The following is a 17,450-nucleotide window of genomic DNA, read 5'->3' as shown; positions in this document are numbered from 1 at the left end:
AAACCCTGCGACAAGCCCTGATAGATCGCCTCAATCAGCGATGCCAGCGGTTTTCAGTCCGACTTTCGTTCGGACCGTATCGCAACGATTTCGGCTAAGGGAAAACTGGCGGAGAGGGAGGGATTCGAACCCCCGATGGAGTTGCCCCCATGCCGCATTTCGAGTGCGGTGCATTCGACCACTCTGCCACCTCTCCGCGAGGTCGATAACCGCCGCTAGGGCGCGTGTGGTCGACACGGGCGGGCTTATGACATAGCAATAGGCAGGCCGCAACACCCCTTTTGGGGTTTCATCGACCTTTGGGTGCTCGCTGTGCTGTTTGCCTATGGAACGCTGCAGGATGCCGACGTGCTGAGCGCCGTGCTCGGCAGGCCGATCGACACCAAGGCCCTGCAACCCGCCACCGCCCCGCAATACCGCGCCGTGCCCTATCCTCACCACGTCTATCCAGCTTTGGTTCCGGCGCCAGATGGCAATGCGCATGGGCTGCTCATCAACCAGTTGAGCGATCTCGATCTCGCGGTGCTCGATGCGTTCGAGGGCGATGAATATCGGCGGGATACCATCACCGTTCTGGTTGGAAACCACCCGGTCGCAGCGCAAGCCTATCTCCCGGTCATCACCATAGCGCCGGATGCGCCGTCTTGGTCGCTTGCCACCTGGACCTCCGATCACAAGGCCACCGTCCTCGGCACAGAGACCAATACTGCCACCGCCTTGCGGCAACGCCTTAGTGCTGGGCGGCCGGGCTGACGCTCACATTTGCGTGGGAAAGCCGAACCCACCGCCGTCGTCTTGCGTTCTCCGAACGCAGATCAATCACAATGGGAGAAAACGATGGTAAAGCGACGCAGTATGGTTGTCGGACTGGCAGCCTTGCCACTGGTGTCATTGGGCGCCGGATTGTTCACGCAGACCTGGGCCCAGGAGACAGCATTGACCGGCGATACCGTAACCACCGCCGCGGGCGACATCACCATTCACCCGGTGCACCACGCGAGCCTCCTGCTCGGCTTTGGCGACCAGGTCATCTATGTCGACCCCGTTGGCGGCGCGGCACAATATGCGGGCCTGCCCGCGCCCACCGCCATCCTGATCACCCACGGCCATGGCGATCATTTCGATGTCCCGACGCTTGAAGCCATTGCCGGTGATGCGCCGATCCTCACCAGCAAGGAAGTGTTCGACAAGCTGCCCGAGACGCTCAAAACCAACGCTAAAGCCATTGCCAATGGCGAAAGCGGCGAGCTCAACGGCATTTCCATCGCCGCCATTCCCGCGCACAACACCACGCCCGACCGGATGCAGTATCACCCGGTTGGCGTTGGCAATGGCTACCTGATCACGCTGGGCGACAAGGTCGTCTACGTCGCGGGCGACACCGAACCGACGCCCGAAATGCTGGCACTGACCGGCATCGAAGTGGCGTTCCTGCCGATGAACCTGCCCTATACCATGACGCCCGAGCAAGCCGTCGAAGCGATCAACACTTTCAAGCCCAGGATCGTCTATCCCTACCATTACGGGGAAAGTGACCTCTCCTCGGTCGAAAGCAATGTCGATGACGGTGTTGAGGTTCGCCTGCGCGACTGGTATCCAACGGGCGGCTAAAACGGCCCAGAGCGCTTGACTCTTGGGGCATTTGCCTCGATAAGCGCCACCGGAAATGCGCGCTGGCTGGTCTGGCGCGTTTTCCTTTGTTTGGAAACGCTGTTCGAGGCTGCCCGCCAGTTTCAACACTGGCAGCATGTCGAAGACCGCAGGATTTGGGCTTTCAGCCTGCGGCGCCACAGAGCGCGACACAATGGGACCTGGCGTTTGACGCGTTCAGGTTAAGCTATGACTTTTGCCGTGATCAAAACCGGTGGCAAGCAGTACAAGGTTGCCGCCAACGACGTTCTCAAGATTGAAAAGCTCGATGCCGAAGCCGGCACGATCGTCACCTTCGACCAGGTGCTGATGGTTGGCGACGAAGTCGGCGCTCCGATCGTTGAAGGCGCGCTCGTCGCTGCCGAACTGCTTGAAACCCGCAAGCAGAAGACGGTCATCATCTTCAAGAAGAACCGTCGCCACAATTATCGTCGCCGCAACGGCCACCGCCAGTTGCTGTCGACCGTGCGCATCACCGAAATCCTGACGGGCGGCGCCAAGCCAACCATCAAGGCAGTCGGCATTGCGCAGACCACCGAATCCGTGACCGAAGCCGCTCCTGCCAAGAAGGCATCTGCAAAGGCCGACGCACCAGCTGCTGAAGCCAAGGCACCAGCAGCAAAGAAGGCTGCAAAGCCAGCTGCCGATTTCACCGACGACATCAAGCTGATCGGTGGCGTTGGCCCAGCTCTGGAAAAGAAGCTGATCGCCGCAGGCGTCACCAGCCTCACCCAGATCGCTGCCTGGAAGAAGGCCGACGTCGCCAAGTTCGACGAAGAGCTGGAATTCCACGGCCGCATCGAGCGTGACGAGTGGGTCCAGCAGGCCAAGGATCTGGTTGCCGGCAAGCCTCCGCGCGCCAAGGTCGACCAGGAAGCTGCGGCCGCTCAGGCCGAAGACAAGACGAAGTAAGGAGCTAGAGCACCATGGCACACAAAAAAGCAGGCGGCTCATCCCGCAACGGTCGTGATACCGCTGGCCGTCGTCTCGGCGTCAAGAAGTTTGGCGGCGAAGCCGTCATCGCCGGCAACATCCTGATCCGTCAGCGCGGTACCAAATGGCACCCCGGCACGGGCGTTGGCCTGGGCAAGGACCACACCATCTACGCACTCGTAGATGGCCACGTGTCGTTCCGCACCCGCGCAAACTCGCAAGTGTTCGTATCTGTCAACCCGGCAGAGGCCGCCGAATAACCCGGCAGGTTTCGTGAACCCAGCCGGTGACCAGTTCCCCGGCATGTGTTCGCACAATGCACAAATTCCTAGGGGGACCGGTTTACCGGTCCCCCTTTTCGCATTGTGAAGCAGAGCAGCAAAATGGACAGCATCAAGGACCGCCTCCCAGTCTCCCTTCAGACGGAACGTCTGGTTTTGACAAAACCAGCGGCGGCCCATGTCCAAGCCATTGCCACGCTCGCCAATAACCGACGTCTCAACGAGATGATGTCGCGCCTGCCCTTCCCCTATACCGAGGATGACGCGCGCTTTTTCGTCGACACCATTGTGCCCAGCGATAGCGAGCATTGCTTTGCCGTGCTGGCCGATGGCGACACCTTCATCGGCATTGTCGGCCTGACCTTGACCGATCCTCAGACGCCCGAACTGGGCTACTGGTTTGGCGAACCCCATTGGGGTCAGGGCTATGCCACCGAGGCGGCCACGGCCGTCGTCGCCAGTGCCAAAGCGGCCGGTTTTCCGGCCCTGCGCTCGCGCGCGCTGCTCCGCAATGCGGGGTCGCGCAACGTCCTGCGCAAAGTCGGATTCGTCGAAAAAGGCGAACACATCGAGACCGAAGGCAACCTCGCCGGTCAGACGATGATGTTGATGTGGCAGGATTTTTCAAGATGACGCCCATCACCACAGAGCGGCTGATCCTGCGGGAGCCAAGCCTTGATGACGCGCCCTTTTATGCCTTGGGCGTGGGCGACTATGACGTCGCCCGTTTCCTCACGCCCGTGCCGTATCCCTACACCTTGGCCATGGCGCGCGACTGGTTGCGCCAGGCCCGCCCACCGACGCCGGAACAGTCGCTGCTCGTCATCGACCTGCCGGGCAAGGGCGTCATAGGCTGCGTCTCGCTGCTCAACGAGCTGGGTTTCTGGGTCGCTCGACCACACTGGAACCGTGGCTACGTCACTGAAGCTGCCACCGCCCTGCTCGATTGGCATTTTGCCGATTGCGACGCAGAAGTCGTCACCTCCAGCGCTCACCACAACAATGCCGCATCCCTTGCGGTACAGAAGAAGCTTGGTTTCGTAACGACGGGACGGGAAATGCGGTTCTCACAGTGCCTGCAGCACAATGTGGATCATGTCGTGTCCCGCCTCACCCGCGAAAGCTGGCACATGCGAGCAAGACGATGAACCCGATCGTACAGACGCCGCGCTTGATCCTGCGTCAGGCCCAGCTTGGCGATGCCGAACCGATTGCGCGCTATCTCAATGATTTTGGGGTGGCGGGCAATCTGGCGCGGGTGCCGTTTCCCTATCATCTCAGTGATGCCAAGGCGTGGCTGCGAACGCGCGTGCCAAACCTGCCGGTGGAGGAAACCAATTTCACCATCGACCTGCCCGGCGAGGGTCTTGCGGGCCATGTGGGGTTCCATCGCGGGCCCCAAGGTCCCATTATAGGCTATTGGCTGGGCCGTCCCTTTTGGGATCGAGGCATCATGACCGAGGCGGTTAGGGCGAGCCTTGAGTGGTTTTTTGCAGCCAGCACCGCAGATACCGTTTATTCGGGCGTCTACCACTTCAATGCGGCATCGCTCGCCATTCAAATGCGGCTCGGATTTACCGAAACCGGACGCTCTTCCCTGCTCTGCCTTGCGCGCGGCGCCGAGGTGGAGCATATCGACACTGAATTAACGCGCGCGCGTTTCCAGCAAAACCGGGACCCGGTTCTGCGCCCGGAAATTGCGGAGCGCGATATCTGGAAGGCCAGAGACAAATGAAATTCCTCGACCAGGCCAAGGTCTATGTTCGTTCGGGCGATGGCGGCGCTGGCGCCGTTTCGTTCCTGCGTGAAAAATTCGTCGAATTCGGCGGCCCCAATGGCGGCAATGGCGGACGCGGCGGTGACATCGTCATCGAATGCGTCGACGGCCTCAATACGCTGATCGACTATCGCTACCAGCAGCACTTCAAGGCCAAGACCGGCACCCACGGCATGGGCAAGGATCGCGCCGGCGCCAATGGCCCCGAAACCGTGCTCCGCGTCCCCGTCGGCACGCAGGTGTTTGAAGACGACAACGAAACGCTGATCGCCGACATGACCGAAGTCGGTCAGCGCACCGTGCTGCTCTCGGGCGGCAATGGTGGCTTCGGCAATGCGCACTTTAAGACGAGCTCCAATCAGGCGCCGCGCCACGCCAATCCGGGCATTCCCGGCGTTGAAAAGTGGATCTGGTTGCGCCTCAAGCTGATCGCAGACGCCGGTCTCGTTGGCCTGCCCAATGCCGGCAAGTCGACCTTCCTTGCCGCCGTTTCGGCTGCCAAGCCAAAGATCGCCGCCTATCCGTTCACCACGCTTCACCCCAATCTGGGCGTGGTCAGCATTGGTGAGCGCGATTTCGTTTTGGCCGATATTCCGGGCCTGATCGAAGGCGCCAGCGAAGGCGCCGGCATCGGCGACCGTTTCTTGGGCCATATCGAGCGTTGCGGCGTGCTGATCCATCTCATCGATGGCACGCAGGACGACGTCAAGCACGCCTATACGACCATTCGCCACGAGCTCTCTGCCTATGACGAGCGTCTCGGCGAAAAGCCCGAAATCATTGTGCTCAACAAGATCGATGCCATCGAGCCCGATGACCTCAAGGAAAAGGTCAAGATTCTCAAAAAGATCAGCAAGGCCGACGTCCTGCAAATCTCGGGCGTCACCGGCAAGGGCATGGACATGGTGCTCTACGGCGTGATCGAAACACTGGACGCCGAAAAGGCCGCCAGGCTCGAAGCGGCCCGTCGGAAAGTGGAACCCAATTGGGCGCCATGAGATGACCGTGCTAGGCCCCTCCCTCGTGGTTCGAGGCTCGTTTCACTCGCACCTCACCATGAGGGTGCTGGTGAACGTGCGTAACTTCAGTAGCCCTCATGGTGAGGTGCGATCCCTTTGGCGAGCCTCGAACCACGAGGGCGTCGCCCCATGAACGCCCTTGCGCCCTATAAGCGCCTGACCATCAAGATCGGCTCTGCCTTGCTCGTCGACAAGACGGGTAAGCTCCGTGCTGCCTGGCTGGCCGATCTGGCATCCGACATTGCCGCCCTCAAGGCCGATGGCCGCGACGTGGTGATCGTGTCGTCCGGCGCCATCGCGCTGGGTCGGAGCCTGTTGGGCCTGTCAGCCGTTGCGCTGACGCTCGAGCAATCGCAGGCCGCCGCCAGCGCCGGCCAGATTGCCTTGTCGCAGGCCTGGGCCGAGGCGCTCGGTCGCCACCAGATCGTCACCGGGCAGATCCTGATCACGCCGAACATTACCGAAGAGCGCCGCTACTATCTGAACGCGCGCACGACCATCGCCACCCTTCTCGGTCTCGGCGCCATTCCGATCATCAACGAGAACGACAGCGTTGCCACCGCCGAAATCCGCTATGGCGACAATGATCGCCTCTCGGCCCGCGTCGCGACCATGATCGAAGCCGATTGCCTCGTGCTGCTCAGCGATATCGACGGGCTCTATACCGCGCCGCCCGCCAAAGACCCCAATGCCGAGCACCTGCCTGTCGTGCGCTCGATCACGCCTGCCATCGAAGCCATGGCCGGTGGCGCTGCCAGCCACCTGTCGCGCGGCGGCATGACCACCAAGGTCGAGGCCGGCAAGATCGCGACCCAGGCCGGCACCGCTATGATCATCGCCAAGGGCACAGAGAGCCATCCGCTCAAGGCTTTGACCGAGGGCGGCCGCCATACGCTGTTCCATCCCGCCCAGAGCCGCGCCCAGGCGCGCAAACGCTGGATCATGGGCACGCTCGCCGTCTCGGGCACGCTGCAGGTCGATGCTGGCGCCGCCCGGGCCCTGCTCACCGGCAAATCGCTGCTGCCGATCGGCGTCACCAAGGTGACCGGCGAATTCGAACGCGGCGACGCCATTGCCGTCATCAATCCTGATGGCCGCGAAATTGCCCGTGGCCTTGCCGGGCTCGATAGCGACGAAGCGCGGCTCGTCATGGGCAAGCGCAGCGACGCTGTTGTTGAACTGCTCGGCGCCGGCAATCGCGCCGCCCTTGTACATCGTGACAATCTGGTGCTGGTTGGTGCCAAGGAGGAAAGCCATGAGCTTGGCTGAAACGACAATTTCGACCGAAACCATCATGGCCGAGATCGGGCGCAATGCCCGCATCGGTGCCAAGGCACTCGCCATCGCGACGCCGGAACAAAAACGCACGGCGCTGACCACGGCAGCCGGCGCCATCAATGCCCATCGCAAGAAGATCCTTGCCGCCAACGCCAAGGATATGGCGGCGGCCGAAGCCAAGGGTATTTCCAAGGCCTTCCTCGACCGACTGCTGCTGACCGATGCCCGCATCGACGGGATCGTTGAAGCCGTCAAAACCATTGCCGAGTTGCCCGATCCTGTTGGCACCGTCATTGCCGAATGGGACCGTCCAAATGGTCTGCACATCGAACGCGTCCGCACGCCGCTCGGCGTTATCGGCGTGATCTTTGAATCGCGCCCCAATGTGACCGCCGATGCCGGCGCGCTTTGCATCAAGTCGGGCAATGCCGTCATCCTGCGCGGCGGCAGCGACAGCTTCCATTCCAGCCACGCCATTGTCGAATGCATGCTCGATGGCCTGCACCTCGCCGGCCTGCCCGTCGGATGCGTTCAGCTGGTGCCCACCACCGATCGCGCGGCAGTCGGCGAAATGCTCAAGGGCCTCGACGGCAATATCGACGTCATCGTGCCCCGTGGTGGCAAGACGCTCGTTGCCCGCGTGCAGGACGAAGCCCGCGTGCCGGTCTTTGCCCATCTCGAAGGTCTGGTCCATGTCTATGTCGACAAGTCCGCCGACCTCGCCAAAGCCATTCCCGTCATCGTCAACGCCAAGATGCGTCGCACCGGCGTTTGCGGTGCTGCCGAGACGCTGCTCGTGCACAAAGATGTGGTGGCGACCCACCTCAATCCAATCCTTGACGCGTTGATAGCAAAAGGCTGCGAAATTCGCGGTGATGCTGTGGTCAATGCTAACAGTCCGTTAACGAAATCGGCCACTGAGCAGGACTGGCGCACCGAGTACGAAGACGCCATCATTTCGGTCAAAGTGGTCGACAGCATCGAAGATGCCATCGCCCATATCGAGCATTATTCGAGCCACCACACCGAAGCGATCATCGCCGAGGACCCAGCCGCCGTCGAAAAATTCTTCAACGAAATCGACAGCGCCATCCTCGTTCACAACGCCTCGACCCAGTTCGCCGATGGCGGCGAATTCGGCTTTGGCGGCGAGATCGGCATCGCCACGGGCAAGATGCATGCGCGTGGTCCGGTCGGCGTCGAACAGCTCACCAGTTTCAAATATCGCGTCCGTGGTAACGGCCAGACGAGACCCTGACCCATTTGACCCTGCGCCATCCAATCCGCATCGCCGGGATCACCGAATTGCCGCCCTCCGGGGCCGGCATGCGCATCGGATTATTTGGGGGCAGCTTCAATCCCATCCACGAAGGCCATCGCCTGGTCGTCGAGGAGACACTGCGCCGGCTGGAGTTGGACGCGCTGTGGGTTATGGTGACGCCGGGTAACCCGTTGAAAAACCATTCAGAACTCGCGCCGCTTTCGGAGCGCGTTCTCGCGGCCCGCCAGCTTCTGACCGATCCAAAGGTGCGCGTCACCGGTTTTGAAGCGGCGCATGGCTTCACCTATTCCTGGCAAACCATCCGCTTTTTGACCAAGTCCATGCCCGACCGGCGCTTCGTCTGGATCATGGGTGCTGACAATCTGGTCGACTTCAACCGCTGGGAACGCTGGCGCGATATTGCCAATATGGTGCCCATCGCGGTCTATGTTCGCCCCGGCTCCGGACGGCGTGCACCGGCCTCGATGGCAGCCAATGCGCTCTCCCGTTGGCGCATCGATGAAGCCGACGCGCCGCGCTTGGCATCGCTCGCGCCACCCGCCTGGGCCTATCTGCGCGGGCGTCAGTCGCCGCTCTCGTCATCGGCCATAAGGGCACGCAAGCAACACGTTAAGCCAAAATGAATGGCCAATCTTGCGAAACTGTCACCAAAAGCGCATATTGGTGGCGTGTGATACTGTCACCCGAACAGGAACTGAAAGCTTGCCGTTTCACAAAACGCCTGCTCATTCCGATCAACAACCAAGGATGCCTAATCCAAGCATGACCCATGCACTCGCATGGGCGGAAGGCCATTGCTGATGGCCGCGCTGCCCGAAAACACCATTTCCAAGCCCGAAGCCGCCCCTATTGGCACCCCCGAGCGCCCCATGATCGATGTGATCCTCGACTGCCTTGACGATGCCAAGGCCGAGGAAATCGTTGCCGTGGACATCATCGGCAAATCCTCGCTGGCCGACCACATGGTCGTTGCTTCCGGTCGTTCGCAGCGCCATGTCGGCGCCGTTGCCGATCAGCTGGTGACTGCCTTGCGCGATGCCGGATACGGCAAGCCACGCATTGAAGGCCTGCCCCATTGCGATTGGGTGCTGGTCGATGCGGGTGACGTCATCGTCCACGTCTTCCGTCCGGAAGTCCGCGAATTCTACAACATCGAAAAGATGTGGCAGGCTGATTTCGCCGCCGACGCGCACTAAGCCAAGTGCGCGTCACCATAGCGGCCGTCGGCCGAATGAAGGCCGGGCCGGAGCGCGAGATGGTTGCCCGCTATCTCGATCGCGCCGTCGGCGGCGGCAAGCCGCTGGCGCTAACGGGCTTTGACATCATCGAACTGACCGAATCGCGCGCCTCATCTTCGGCCAGCCGCAAGGCGGACGAGGCCAAGGCGCTGCGCGCTGCTTTGCCCGATGGCATCATTGTTGCGCTCGATGAGCGCGGCAAAGGCATCGGCTCGGAGGCCTTTGCCAACCAGATCGGCCGTTGGCGCGACGATGGCCGCCCGGCAGTGAACTTCGTCATTGGCGGCGCCGACGGCATCGACCCCGATTTCGTCAAGAGCGCCGACCTTGTGGTCAGCTTCTCGCCCATGGTCTGGCCGCATCAGCTGGTGCGCATCATGCTGGCAGAACAGCTTTACCGCACAACCACCATACTCTCCGGCCATCCCTACCACCGCGGCGACTAGCCTTCGCTACATTCACGCTATGGTTAAGCAGCGTTAACCTCTGCTTGGGGGGCGGCTTGATATGGTGCACGGATTGATTCGGGCGCGCGCCCGCAATTGGAGAGGACATGGCTATCGGGCCGGGCAAGAAAATCGGGTTGATGCTGGCTGGCCTATTGCTGGCGAGCACCGCTGCTCTGCCATTGCTGGCCCAGACCGAAGCCACCCCGGCGCCGGTTGAAACCGAGGCGGCGCCTGCCATTCCCGCCGAACCTGTCGTCCCGACCAAAGCCGATCTTGAGGCCATCGAAGCCTCGCTCAGCCTCAACCAAGAGCGCATCGACGCTCTCAAGGCTGAAATCGCCGACATGGAAGGCGACCGCACCCGCCAGAACGCGGCACTGATCGCCGCCGCGCAGCGCGTCAAACTCGCCGAAATCGAAGTCGCCGACGTCGAAGAGCGCCTCTCCGACCTGATCGTTTCCGAACTCGACGTGCGTGGCCGACTTGATGGCTCCAATGCCGAAATCGCCAATGTGCTGGCCGCCCTCGAACGCATCAGCCTCAATCCGCCACCGCCATTGATCGTTGATCCCGACGACGCGCTGGGCTCTGCCCGCAGCGCCATCCTGATCTCGGCCATCGTACCGCAATTGCGCGCCAAGGCTGATGCCGTCACCACCGACCTCAAGGCGCTGACCGACATCAAGACGGCAGCGCTTGCCGAAGAGGCCACGCTGCGCGCCAACTATTCCGTGCTCGAAGAAGAACAGCTTCGCATCGCGACGCTGATTGCCGCGCGCAAGCAGGGCATCGACATCCGCACCGACCAGCTTGCATCCGAAGAAGCCGAAGCCATTGCCCTCGCCGAACGCGCCACGAGCCTGCAGGAGCTGATTGGCAGCCTGTCGCAAAGGGCGACCTCTGTTTCGACCGCAACCTCGCCCACGGGCGCCCCTGCCGATCCGAACGTGCCGGTGTTCACGCCCGCCGAAATTCAGGTCGCCTTCGCCAATACCGCCCGCACCGAGCCAGCTATTCCCTTCGCCGCCGCGCGGGGTCACCTCGCAATGCCGGCCAATGGCGTCAACGTGCTCGATTTTGGCACCAGCGACGGCTTCGGCGGGCTTAGCCACGGCATCTCGCTGATGACCCGCGCTGATGCCCAAGTGGTGGCTCCGGCCGATGGCTGGGTGCTCTATAAAGGCCCTTACCTCAATTACGGCCAAATCATCATTCTCAATACCGGCCAGAACTACACGGCGCTCCTGGCGGGCCTTGAAACCATAACCGTCGATATCGGCCAGTTCGTGCAAATGGGCATGCCAGTCGGCACCATGGGATCACGCACAATTGGGCGCACCGTGACCACCAATGCTGGCGCCGCCCAGCCGACCCTCTATATTGAACTCCGCCAAAACAACGAGCCCGTCGATCCAACCGGATGGTGGGCAAACCCGACACAGAGTGGATAGAACCCTCATGCGCCTGACTCCTCTTCGCACGCTCGCCATTGTCTTGGCGCTTTCGGTCCCCACCGGCCTGCTGCTTGCTCAGGAAACGCCAGCCCCCGCTCCCGCGGAAGAAACGCCCGTTCCTGCAACAAGCCCTGCGCCGAGCGGCGAACAGACCGAGCCCACGCCAGAGCAGAACGCGGCAGCGCCGCGCGATCCGCTCGAAGTGTATGCCGACCTCAACCTCTTCGGCGAAATCTTCGACCGCATCCGCGCCGAATATGTCGATCCCCCAAATGAGCAGGAGCTGATCCGCGCCGCCATTCAGGGAATGCTGACCTCGCTCGACCCCCATTCCGGCTATCTGCCACCTGCTGACGCTGACGATTTCCGTCAGGACACTTCAGGTGAATTTGGCGGTCTCGGCATCGAAGTCACCATGGAAGACGGCATCGTCAAGGTCGTCTCGCCCATCGATGACACCCCGGCCGCCAAGGCCGGCATCATGGCCAATGACCTGATCGTCGCCATTGATGGCGTGCAGGTGCAGGGCCTGACACTCGATGACGCGGTCTCCAAGATGCGCGGCAAGCTGGGCACTTCGGTCAAGATCACCATTGCTCGCGAAGGCGTGCCTGATCCGCTCGATTTCGAGCTGACCCGTGCGACCATTGCCATGCGCGCCGTGCGCTGGAGCATGGAAGGCGGCGAGACTGAAGGCGAAGGCGACGTCGCCCTGATCCGCCTGAGCCGCTTCTCCGAGCAGGCTTTTGTCGGCATCGAAAAGGCCATCAAGGACATCTACGCCGCCCGCAACAACGTCGCGCCCAAGGGCATCATCCTTGATCTGCGCAACAATCCTGGCGGCCTGGTCGATCAGTCGGTCTACGTGGCCGATGCCTTCCTCAAGCAGGGTGCCGTCGTCCTGACCCGCGGCCGTATTCCTGAGGAAAGCGCCCGCTACGACGCCCAGCCAGATGCGCTCGACGCCCTGATCGCCGATGTGCCAATGGTCGTGCTGATCAATGGCGGTTCGGCTTCTGCGTCTGAAATCGTCGCCGGTGCCCTGCAGGACCACAAGCGTGCAACGCTGGTCGGCACCCGCTCGTTCGGCAAGGGTTCGGTGCAGTCGATCATCTCGCTTGGCCCAGATGGCGCCATGCGCCTGACGACCGCGCGCTACTACACGCCGGACAATCGTTCGATCCAGGCTCTCGGCATCACGCCAGATATCGAGATCAAGCAGACCGTCCCTGCCGAATTCCAGGGTCGCGATGAGATCATCGGTGAAGCCGGCCTTGCTGGTCACATCACCATCGAAGGCCAGGAAGAAACCACCGTTGGTTCCTCGGTCTATGTGCCGGCCGAAAAGGCTGACGACGATCAGCTGCAATACGCGATCCGTCTGATCGACGGCAAAGAGACCAACGACGCCTACCCGCCAAAAGCCGAATAGGAACGGGTGTGTTATGAATTTTCTGGGGCGCGGCCGCTGATTCGCTGCCGCGCCCCAACTGTTTCTGCGCTGCGGAATTGATGAACCATGGCCAATGATCTGACGACGCCACTGACTGGTCGCAAGCGCAAGCCGGGCGAGAAACGGCACCTGCCGATCGCGCGGATTCTGTTTGGCCTGCTCATCCTGATCGGCGCCGGTTTCGCGCTGCGTCTGGTGCTCACCGACGATCCCAATGGTGGGCGCCCCAGCAAGGAAGTCGCGATCACCTCGACGCGCAATGGTAATTCCGTCGCCAATGCCGTCAACAATGGCCCGGTGACCATCACAGCCGACCCGCAGCAATATCCCGCCGAAAGCTCATTCACCACGGTGCCTGTTGGGACGTCGCCCGCCAATTCCATCGCCGGCCTGCCCGACAAGTTCGGCGCCCTGCCCGATCTCAGCGAGGAAACCGGCGACGGCAGCATTCCGCGCATTTCGGCCACCGGCCAGACCGCTTTTGCGACCTACTCCCGCCCCGCCGCTTCAGCCATTGCCAGCGGCATGCCGATGGTCGCCATCATCGTCACCGGCCTGGGCATCAACGAGCAAGGCTCGCTCGAAGCCATCGACCAACTGCCCGATGACGTGACGCTGGCCTTTGCGCCCTATGGCAAGACGCTGGCCAATACCGTCGCCGCCGCGCGGTCGACCGGCCATGAAGTGCTGCTCGAGATCCCGCTCGAGCCCTTCGACTACCCGCAAAACGACCCCGGCCCACAGACCCTGCTGACCGGCGAGACGCCTCGCTCCAATCTCGACAAGCTGTTCTGGCTGATGGCCCGCTTTGGCGGCTATGTCGGCATCATCAACAATATGGGCGCCCGCTTTACCGCCTCCGCCACAGACTTCTCGCCCATCATGGAGGAAATCGGCGCCCGCGGTCTCGGCTATATCGACGATGGTTCGTCGAACCGCTCGGTGGCCAGCCAGTTGGCCGGTGGCAACAAGGTGCCCTATTCGCGCGCCGACCTGATGATCGACGCCAATCCCTCGCGCCAATCCATTCTCACAGCGCTTGCCAGCCTTGAGGCCAAGGCACTGGAGAATGGCCACGCAATTGGTATTGTCAGCGCTCTGCCCATATCGATTGCGGCGATCAGCGAATGGTCGCGCGAACTGCAGTCCAAGGGCATTGTGCTGGTGCCTGCCAGCGCCTTGATGAAATAGAGATAGTCCCATGCCTGCTCGTCCAGATCGTGAAAGCCTGCCCTATCGTGACTGCGTTGGGGTGGCGGTGTTCAACAGCGACGGCAACGTGCTCATCGGCCGCCGCAAGGGCGAAGATGACCCGGAAAACAGCGCCAAGGCCGGTGCCCCATGGCAGATGCCACAGGGCGGCATCGACAAGGGCGAAGACCCGCTCAAGGCGGCTCTGCGTGAACTGCACGAAGAAACCAACATCTCGTCAGTGAGCCTACTCGCCGAAGCCCCAGGCTGGATCTACTATGACCTGCCCGATGAAGCGCTCGGCGTTGCCCTCAAGGGCAAGTATCGCGGCCAGCGCCAGCGCTGGTTCGCCTTTGCCTTTACCGGCAAGGAAAGCGAAATCAACGTTACGGCCCCCGGTGGCGGCAAATTCCGCGCTGAGTTCGACGCCTGGCGTTGGGAAAAATTGACCCGCACGCCATCGCTGATCGTGCCGTTCAAGAAGGACGCCTACGACAAGATCGTCGAGGCTTTCGCCGACATCCCCGAACGCTTCGCGCAGGCATGAAGACCATCGGCCTCATTGGAGGCATGAGCTGGGAATCGACCGCGCACTACTATCGCGTGCTCAATCAGGAAACCGCTGCCCGGCTGGGTGGGTTGCACTCCGCGCCGGTTATCGTCCACTCGGTTGACTTCGCCCCGATTGCCGAAATGCAATCGGCAGGTGACTGGACCGGCGCCGGTGCGCAACTGGCCAGGGTCGCGCGCGGCCTTCAGGATGTGGGCGCCGAGGTGATCGGGCTTGCCACCAATACAATGCATGTCGTGGCCGACCAGATCACCGCCGCGATCGACGTCCCCTTCGTCCATATTGCCGATCCCACCAGCGATGCCCTGCTGGCCGATGGCTTTGAAACCGTGGGCCTGCTTGGCACCCGTTTCACCATGGAAATGGATTTCTACCGCGACCGGCTGGCAGAACGCGGCCTCAAATCTTTGATCCCCGACGTCGACCGCACCAACCTCAACGGCATCATCTATGAAGAGCTATGCCGCGGCATCGTGCGCGAAGAATCACGCCGCATCTATGTTGCTGCTATCGAACGTCTGGCGGCACGCGGCGCCGAAGCGGTGATCCTCGGCTGCACCGAGATCACCATGCTGATCGATGATTCCGTCAGCCCGCTGCCGGTCTACGACACCACCGACCTGCACGCCAAGGCGCTGGTCGGCGCGGCGCTGAGCTAACGCCGTCAGGCGACCCAGCGCTCGATCTGCGTCATCATCTCGGGGGTAAGGGCGCGCTCTTCGATCACGAAGATATCGACCATCCCGTCAAGATTTTTGGCCTGCGCTTCGGTTTGTTCGATAGCCGCATTGGTCTGCTCGACCAGAGCGGCGTTGTGTTGCGTCATCTCGTCGAGCGTACGCACCGCCATCGAAACTTCCTCGATCGCAACCGCCTGTTCCCCGCTGGCCTGCGCGATGGCTTCCACCAGAACGCTATTCTGTTGCGCCACATCCAGCATGGCGGCCAGCCGCGTTGCGGCTTCCGATACGAGCTTGCTGCCGCCCAGCACTTCGCTGCCTGATTGCTCGACCAGCAGCTTGACGTCAGCGGAGGCACTGGCGGCCGATTGAGCCAGTCGCCGCACTTCGAGCGCCACCACGGCAAAACCTCGCCCAGCGTCGCCTGCACGCGCCGCCTCGACCGATGCGTTGAGCGCCAGAAGGTTGGTCTGGAAGGCGATGTCGTCGATCATGCCAATAATGCTGGAAATCTTGCTCGAGGACGCCGTGATGCGTTCCATGGCGGCATTCGCCTCGACCATAACCGCGCCGCTGTCTTCCGCCGTCCGCGACACCGCATTTGCCTTGCCCGCGGCGTCCTTGGCCATGCGTGCATTGCTGGCAACGGTATCGGCCAGCGTTTCCATGGCCGCTGAGGTTTCCTCGATGGTCGCCGCCTGCTTGGTTGTGCGTTCGGAGAGATCATTGGCGCCGGCCAGGATTTCGCCGGTGGCCGAGCGGATCGAGCGCGACGTGCTGCGCAACTGACCGACCACATCGGCAAAGCGTGTCACCGCCCCATTGAGCGCATGGCGCAGGTCTTCAAACTCAGGGTCAAATGCCGTGTCGATGCGCCCGGTCAGATTGCCCTCGGCCAGTTGCGCCAGACCGGCGCCGACTGCCGCAACCGCTTGCCGCCGCGCGGTGACGTCGGTGGCAAACTGCACCACCTTATAGGGCTGGCCATCAAGCCCCAGGATCGGCGTGAAAGTGCTCTGGATCCACACCTCACCGCCATCACGCGTCGCCCGGCGGTATTCGCCGCTTTTGAACTCGCCGGCGGCCAGATCCAGCCAGAATTGGCGATAGCGTTCGCTCTGCACATCGCCGTCAAACAGGAACAGCGCATTGTCCTGCCCGCGCACGTCGGCAAGCTGGTAACCAAGCAAATCAAGAAAGCGCGCATTGGCAGCGAGCACTTTGCCGTCGAGCGTAAACTCAGCGACCATCTGCGAACGCGAGATGGCATCGAGCTGGCCGGTATGGTCAGCGGCAACCGCAAGATGTCGGTCCGTCTCGGCGCCCAGTTCGGCAACGCGCAGCGAGTTGGCGCGGAACACCGCAACGGCCCGTGCCATGCTGCCAATCTCGTTGCTATTGTCGGTGTAGGGCACCTCGCGCTCAAGATCGCCCTGTGCAATCGCGCTCATGGCATCGGAAAGCTTCGGGATCGGTCGTGTCAGCACGCGCGACACGACTATCGCCAGCAAACCCATCGCCACCAAAGCCACGCTGCCGACGCCCAGCAGCATGAGAAGGTTGTGCCCGATCACCGCCTCGATAGGCGCCCGATCGACGGCAATCTGCAGCGCGCCGATCACCGTACCATCGGCCATTTCAATCGGCTGATACTGCATGAAGTAGTCGACGCCGGTGACCACGGATTCCGTGCGGACGGCTTCACCGGCCATCAGGGTGTCAAACAGCGGCGTACCCGCCAAAATGGGCGCATCGAGCAAGCGCGAGCCATCGGCAGCAAAGAGGCTGGTCGTGCCCACCGTGAGGTCAGCACTGGTCTCCGCGTCATAGACATAGATCACCGCGTCATGGCCTGAGACGCGCGCCAGTGTGTCGATGACATCGTGGCTGCGGAAGCGCGGCATGGAGCGCAGGGTGAGCGCTTCGACATTGCCGGCTTCGTCGGATTCCACTTCGAGGTTAGGCATATTCACCTGAAGGATGGCAGCCGTAATGCGCGTGGCGCCGGCGACTTCCTTGAGGGCGTTTTGTTGAGCTGTGCCCGAGAGGCTGACGAACAACCCCGCCAGAACTGCGGCAATCGCGATAGCAATTGAGCAAACGGCCATAGCGGCGATGGCGGAGGTCAGTCGGATTCTGCCAAGCAGAGAGGGCATTCTGTATTCCCTTGGCTCGGACCCTTCTGGGCCACCAC

At 62.0% G+C, this 17,450-nt stretch carries 19 protein-coding genes and 1 tRNA gene; 18 read left to right on the top strand and 2 right to left on the bottom strand.

Annotated features, from left to right (window positions below; translation table 11 throughout):
- Positions 1 to 106 precede the first annotated feature (106 nt).
- Positions 107 to 196, bottom strand: a tRNA-Ser gene (locus ABIE28_RS19830).
- 107 nt (positions 197 to 303) lie between these two features.
- Between ABIE28_RS19830 and ABIE28_RS19825 the strand changes: the two genes are divergently transcribed.
- The 18 genes from ABIE28_RS19825 to ABIE28_RS19740 all read left to right on the top strand — a co-directional run bounded on the left by ABIE28_RS19825 (position 304) and on the right by ABIE28_RS19740 (position 15,235).
- Entirely contained in the window at positions 304 to 753 is a 450-nt protein-coding gene (locus ABIE28_RS19825; RefSeq protein WP_354065976.1) for a gamma-glutamylcyclotransferase family protein, read from the top strand.
- 84 nt (positions 754 to 837) lie between these two features.
- Positions 838 to 1,611 carry an MBL fold metallo-hydrolase gene (locus tag ABIE28_RS19820; RefSeq protein ID WP_354065974.1) on the top strand — a complete coding sequence of 258 codons (774 nt, stop codon included), beginning with the start codon at positions 838 to 840 and terminating at the stop codon, positions 1,609 to 1,611.
- Positions 1,612 to 1,839: 228 nt separating this feature from the next.
- Positions 1,840 to 2,562 carry a 50S ribosomal protein L21 gene (locus ABIE28_RS19815; RefSeq protein ID WP_354065972.1) on the top strand — a complete coding sequence of 241 codons (723 nt, stop codon included), beginning with the start codon at positions 1,840 to 1,842 and terminating at the stop codon, positions 2,560 to 2,562.
- A 14-nt stretch (positions 2,563 to 2,576) separates the two neighbouring features.
- The gene (gene rpmA / locus ABIE28_RS19810) at positions 2,577 to 2,843 is read left to right on the top strand and encodes a 50S ribosomal protein L27 (RefSeq protein WP_354065970.1); all 267 of its coding nucleotides are present in this window, start codon (positions 2,577 to 2,579) and stop codon (positions 2,841 to 2,843) included.
- A 123-nt stretch (positions 2,844 to 2,966) separates the two neighbouring features.
- Complete coding sequence (locus ABIE28_RS19805) at positions 2,967 to 3,497, top strand: GNAT family N-acetyltransferase (protein WP_354065968.1); 531 nt, start codon at positions 2,967 to 2,969, stop codon at positions 3,495 to 3,497.
- Positions 3,494 to 4,012: a GNAT family N-acetyltransferase gene (locus tag ABIE28_RS19800; RefSeq protein ID WP_354065967.1), complete on the top strand. Its 519-nt coding sequence runs from the start codon at positions 3,494 to 3,496 to the stop codon at positions 4,010 to 4,012. Before ABIE28_RS19805 ends, ABIE28_RS19800 begins: the two co-directional genes overlap by 4 nt.
- Complete coding sequence (locus ABIE28_RS19795; RefSeq protein WP_354065966.1) at positions 4,009 to 4,599, top strand: GNAT family N-acetyltransferase; 591 nt, start codon at positions 4,009 to 4,011, stop codon at positions 4,597 to 4,599. Before ABIE28_RS19800 ends, ABIE28_RS19795 begins: the two co-directional genes overlap by 4 nt.
- The gene (gene obgE / locus ABIE28_RS19790; RefSeq protein ID WP_354065964.1) at positions 4,596 to 5,639 is read left to right on the top strand and encodes a GTPase ObgE; all 1,044 of its coding nucleotides are present in this window, start codon (positions 4,596 to 4,598) and stop codon (positions 5,637 to 5,639) included. The genes ABIE28_RS19795 and obgE overlap by 4 nt, the downstream gene beginning before the upstream one ends.
- A 150-nt stretch (positions 5,640 to 5,789) precedes the next feature.
- Positions 5,790 to 6,929, top strand: a complete 1,140-nt coding sequence (gene proB / locus ABIE28_RS19785; protein ID WP_354065963.1) for a glutamate 5-kinase — start codon at positions 5,790 to 5,792, stop codon at positions 6,927 to 6,929.
- Positions 6,916 to 8,196, top strand: a complete 1,281-nt coding sequence (locus ABIE28_RS19780) for a glutamate-5-semialdehyde dehydrogenase (protein ID WP_354065961.1) — start codon at positions 6,916 to 6,918, stop codon at positions 8,194 to 8,196. Before proB ends, ABIE28_RS19780 begins: the two co-directional genes overlap by 14 nt.
- A gap of 5 nt (positions 8,197 to 8,201) precedes the next feature.
- The gene (locus tag ABIE28_RS19775) at positions 8,202 to 8,843 is read left to right on the top strand and encodes a nicotinate-nucleotide adenylyltransferase (RefSeq protein ID WP_354065959.1); all 642 of its coding nucleotides are present in this window, start codon (positions 8,202 to 8,204) and stop codon (positions 8,841 to 8,843) included.
- 177 nt (positions 8,844 to 9,020) lie between these two features.
- Positions 9,021 to 9,416, top strand: coding sequence for a ribosome silencing factor (gene rsfS / locus ABIE28_RS19770; RefSeq protein WP_354065958.1), 396 nt, complete (start codon positions 9,021 to 9,023; stop codon positions 9,414 to 9,416).
- 5 nt (positions 9,417 to 9,421) lie between these two features.
- The gene (gene rlmH, locus ABIE28_RS19765) at positions 9,422 to 9,904 is read left to right on the top strand and encodes a 23S rRNA (pseudouridine(1915)-N(3))-methyltransferase RlmH (RefSeq protein WP_354065956.1); all 483 of its coding nucleotides are present in this window, start codon (positions 9,422 to 9,424) and stop codon (positions 9,902 to 9,904) included.
- A gap of 107 nt (positions 9,905 to 10,011) precedes the next feature.
- The gene (locus ABIE28_RS19760) at positions 10,012 to 11,358 is read left to right on the top strand and encodes a murein hydrolase activator EnvC family protein (protein ID WP_354065954.1); all 1,347 of its coding nucleotides are present in this window, start codon (positions 10,012 to 10,014) and stop codon (positions 11,356 to 11,358) included.
- Positions 11,359 to 11,365: 7 nt separating this feature from the next.
- Positions 11,366 to 12,793 carry a S41 family peptidase gene (locus ABIE28_RS19755; RefSeq protein ID WP_354065952.1) on the top strand — a complete coding sequence of 476 codons (1,428 nt, stop codon included), beginning with the start codon at positions 11,366 to 11,368 and terminating at the stop codon, positions 12,791 to 12,793.
- Positions 12,794 to 12,880: 87 nt separating this feature from the next.
- The gene (locus ABIE28_RS19750) at positions 12,881 to 14,005 is read left to right on the top strand and encodes a divergent polysaccharide deacetylase family protein (RefSeq protein ID WP_354065950.1); all 1,125 of its coding nucleotides are present in this window, start codon (positions 12,881 to 12,883) and stop codon (positions 14,003 to 14,005) included.
- Between the two features lie 10 nt (positions 14,006 to 14,015).
- A complete protein-coding gene (locus ABIE28_RS19745; RefSeq protein WP_354065949.1) occupies positions 14,016 to 14,552 on the top strand; it encodes an RNA pyrophosphohydrolase in 537 nt (178 codons plus the stop codon).
- Positions 14,549 to 15,235 carry an aspartate/glutamate racemase family protein gene (locus ABIE28_RS19740; RefSeq protein ID WP_354065947.1) on the top strand — a complete coding sequence of 229 codons (687 nt, stop codon included), beginning with the start codon at positions 14,549 to 14,551 and terminating at the stop codon, positions 15,233 to 15,235. The genes ABIE28_RS19745 and ABIE28_RS19740 overlap by 4 nt, the downstream gene beginning before the upstream one ends.
- 5 nt (positions 15,236 to 15,240) lie before the next feature.
- Here ABIE28_RS19740 and ABIE28_RS19735 read toward each other — a convergent pair whose 3' ends face one another.
- Positions 15,241 to 17,412 carry a methyl-accepting chemotaxis protein gene (locus tag ABIE28_RS19735; RefSeq protein WP_354065945.1) on the bottom strand — a complete coding sequence of 724 codons (2,172 nt, stop codon included), beginning with the start codon at positions 17,410 to 17,412 and terminating at the stop codon, positions 15,241 to 15,243.
- Positions 17,413 to 17,450: the final 38 nt, after the last annotated feature.

This window comes from Devosia sp. 2618, assembly GCF_040546815.1.
In the GTDB taxonomy this organism is placed as follows: domain Bacteria; phylum Pseudomonadota; class Alphaproteobacteria; order Rhizobiales; family Devosiaceae; genus Devosia.
This window is presented reverse-complemented; position numbering and strand designations above follow the sequence as displayed.